This window comes from Micromonospora globispora, assembly GCF_003857015.1.
In the GTDB taxonomy this organism is placed as follows: domain Bacteria; phylum Actinomycetota; class Actinomycetes; order Mycobacteriales; family Micromonosporaceae; genus Micromonospora; species Micromonospora globispora.
In genome coordinates this window covers 1-2,895 of the sequence record NZ_QGGF01000585.1, presented here as the reverse complement: position 1 = coordinate 2,895, position 2,895 = coordinate 1, and the positions used below count along the sequence as shown (strand labels likewise).

6 protein-coding genes are annotated in these 2,895 nt (G+C 72.6%); 1 reads left to right on the top strand and 5 read right to left on the bottom strand.

From position 1 onward, the window contains the following. Positions 1–447 (top strand): benzoate/H(+) symporter BenE family transporter (locus DKL51_RS29425; RefSeq protein ID WP_260428707.1); only part of this gene is annotated, 447 nt, incomplete at its 5' end. Here DKL51_RS29425 and DKL51_RS29420 read toward each other — a convergent pair. The 5 genes from DKL51_RS29420 to DKL51_RS29400 form a co-directional block, all read right to left on the bottom strand. Next, positions 448–723, bottom strand: coding sequence for a hypothetical protein (locus tag DKL51_RS29420; protein WP_109965032.1), 276 nt, complete (start codon positions 721–723; stop codon positions 448–450). 88 nt (positions 724–811) lie between these two features. Continuing rightward, a complete protein-coding gene (locus DKL51_RS29415) occupies positions 812–1,186 on the bottom strand; it encodes a hypothetical protein (RefSeq protein ID WP_124812814.1) in 375 nt (124 codons plus the stop codon). A gap of 29 nt (positions 1,187–1,215) precedes the next feature. After that, the gene (locus tag DKL51_RS29410) at positions 1,216–1,464 is read right to left on the bottom strand and encodes a hypothetical protein (protein ID WP_109947679.1); all 249 of its coding nucleotides are present in this window, start codon (positions 1,462–1,464) and stop codon (positions 1,216–1,218) included. A gap of 80 nt (positions 1,465–1,544) precedes the next feature. Continuing rightward, complete coding sequence (gene mscL, locus DKL51_RS29405; RefSeq protein ID WP_109947694.1) at positions 1,545–2,006, bottom strand: large conductance mechanosensitive channel protein MscL; 462 nt, start codon at positions 2,004–2,006, stop codon at positions 1,545–1,547. Positions 2,007–2,045: 39 nt separating this feature from the next. Continuing rightward, positions 2,046–2,729, bottom strand: coding sequence for a FadR/GntR family transcriptional regulator (locus DKL51_RS29400; protein WP_124812812.1), 684 nt, complete (start codon positions 2,727–2,729; stop codon positions 2,046–2,048). Between the last annotated feature and the right edge of the window lie 166 nt (positions 2,730–2,895).

Here is a 2,895-nt window from a genome sequence, read left to right as displayed (position 1 = left end):
ACCGCCGCGCCCGCCGCCGCCCCGGACGCCCACCCCGACCCGGACCGGCGCTGGATCGCCTCGGTCACCGCCGGGGTGGGGATGGCGCTGCTCGGCTTGGGCGCCGGCGCGGCGACCGCCCTGGTCCTGCTCTCGCCGCCGATCCTGGTCGAGGCGGTCGCCGGGCTCGCCCTGCTCGGGGCGTTGGCCGGCGCGGTCTCCGCAGCCGTCGCCGACCCGGACGCCCGGGAGGCCGCCGTGGTCACGTTCGTGGTCACCGCCAGCGGGGTGAGCCTGCTCGGGGTGGGCGGCGCGTTCTGGGGGCTGGTCGCCGGCTGGCTGATGCTGCTCCTGTTCCGCCGGCGTGGGGCCGGGCACCCCGCCGACGGAGATCCGCCGGCCGGGACGGACCGGCCCGATGGTGAGGCCGCGGAATCCGACCGGATCGCCCCGGCGCACGCGAGCTGATCAGGGCATCCCCTGCACCTCGACGCCGATCTCCATCAGCCGTAGTCGCGCCCCGGCGACGTTCTCCTCGACCATCCGCTTCAGCGCCCGGGCGTTGTCCAGAGTGTCGAGGACTACCAGGGCGTGAGTGAGCTGGGGATCGTCCTCGTCCGCGCCCCACCACCCCCGGACGAAACCGGGGCACCCCCGGGTCACCTCGGCCATGTGCGCGAACTGCGCGGCCCGCGCCTCCCGGTCGGCCGGCGCACCGCCTTGTTCTCCCAGCACCATCCACATGCCGTCCACCGTAGAGCGACCGGCGTGATTCGGCTTCGACATCAGATCCACAGCGTGCCGAGGATGGTGTCGCGCGGCGGGACCGGCGTCACTCCTCCGCGGGCAGGTCCTCGACGGGGACGTCGAGGCGTACCTCGTCGGTGACGGCGGCGATCCGCTCGGCCAGCACGTAGACCGCCCCGGTCCGGGCCAGGTCGGTGGAGACCTTCAGGTAACCGCTGTGCAGCAGGCGGGCGGCCAGGTCGGCGGGGACGTCCGGCTCCTCTACCGCCGTCGACTCGATCAGCTCGTCCAGGCTGCTGCCCGGGTCGGCGGTCGGGGGGCCCTGGACCGTCACCGCGTTCGGGTCGCCGCGCTGGACGAGGTCCACCGTGCCGATCTCGACGCCGGTCGAGTCGATCACCCGCATGCCGGTGGTGATCCGGGAGATGACCCCCTGCTGCTGCGTGCCCCGCTGGTTCATGCAGGCGCCGTTCCCGGGCCGTGCCTGCGCTAAACGGGCGGGGTCCAGCCGCTCGGCGGGCGGGGAGACAGTTCGCGCCAGGTGTCCGGGCCCTCCAGCAGTGCCCGGACCGTCTCCTCGGCCTCCTCCGCGCTGCCGTACTCGTAGAACTGGGAGACGCCCTCGGCGCCACCGGCGCGCTGCTCGACGTGCCAGCGGTCCGCGTCCACCCGAAGGAAGACGTCCCGCCGGGCCAGCCGCCCCCATTTGCCGTTCCACCAGTGCCTACGCTGTTCCATGGCGGGACTCTATCGAACATGTGTACGACATGGGACGGCCCCTGCGGGATTCCCACAGGGGCCGATGTGCATGAGGTGCGTCAGCGGTTGACCGGCGGCTCGTTCCGGCGGCCGAGGACCTCGTCCAGCGCGCCCCGGTGCTGGCCGGGGACCGTGTGGTTCGTCGCCAGCAGGGCGTCCCGGATCTCGGTGAGCAGCTTGATCTCCTCGCTCGGTGCCTTCGGCGGCGGCTCCTCGCCGCGCCGCCGGCGCTCGGCCAGCTTGTTCATCGGGTAGACGACGAGGAAGTAGAGCACCGCCGCGGTCAGGAGGAACGTGATGACGGCGTTGATGAAGGCCGCCCAGTCCATATAGTTGCCGTCGCTGATCTCCCACCTGCCGGCCTTCAGCGCGTTCCCGCCGCCGAAGAACTTGATCAGCGGTTCCAGGAACGATTTGGTGAACTGCGAGACCAGGCCGGTGAAGGCCGCGCCGATGACGATACCGACCGCCAGGTCGACGACGTTGCCGCGCATGATGAAGTCTTTGAAGCCCTTGAGCATCCGCACTCCCGTGCTGTCCGATTCTGCGTCGCGGACAACCTATGCCTCGGAAGGCGGTTCGAGAAAAGCACCGGCCTCGATCGCCGCCCGCGCCGGATCGCCGTCCCGGATCGCCGCCACGAGCCGGTCGTGGTCGACGTACCGCTCGGGTTCCAGCGCGTCGCCCATGGCCTGCGCGACGCTGCTGTGCAGCGCCGCCGCGACCGAACCGTAGAGCTCGGCCAGCATGCCGTTGTGCGCCGCGGCCACCACCGCGGTGTGCAGCGCCACGTCCGCCGCGGCGAACTCGTCGACCCGGCCCGAGCGCCAGGCCGCCTCGCGCGCCGCGAGCGCCTCGTCGAGCGCCGCCAGGTCCGCAGGTGTTCGCCGCAGCGCGGCCAGCCGGGCCGCCTCCACCTCGAAGGCGCGGCGTACCTCGACCACCTCGGCCATCCGGTCGTCGGTGAGCCGGCGGGCCACCACCGGCGCCAGCTCGTCGGTCGACACCACGTACGTCCCCGAGCCCTGGCGGCACTCCAGCACTCCGGCGTGCACCAGCGCGCGGACCGCCTCCCGGACGGTGTTCCGCCCGACCCCGAGCGCGGCAACGAGCTGCGGCTCGGTCGGGATGCGCCCGCCCACCGGCCACTCGCCGCCGAGGATGCGCGCCCTGAGCTGCTCGATCGTCTGGCGTACCCGATGGCCGCGCGGGGGCACGGCGACGGAATCGACGGCGGGTGTCACCGGTTACAACTCCTGCCGAAATTCATCCCATGATTGTAGGTTCGAGGTCATGACCCCGCCAACCACCTGCGCCGAGGCCGGTCACCGCGGCCCGCAGGTTCAGCGCGACCAGCAGCATGCCGACCAGCACCAGCGCACCCCCGGTGGCCGGGGAGGTGGTCCGGGC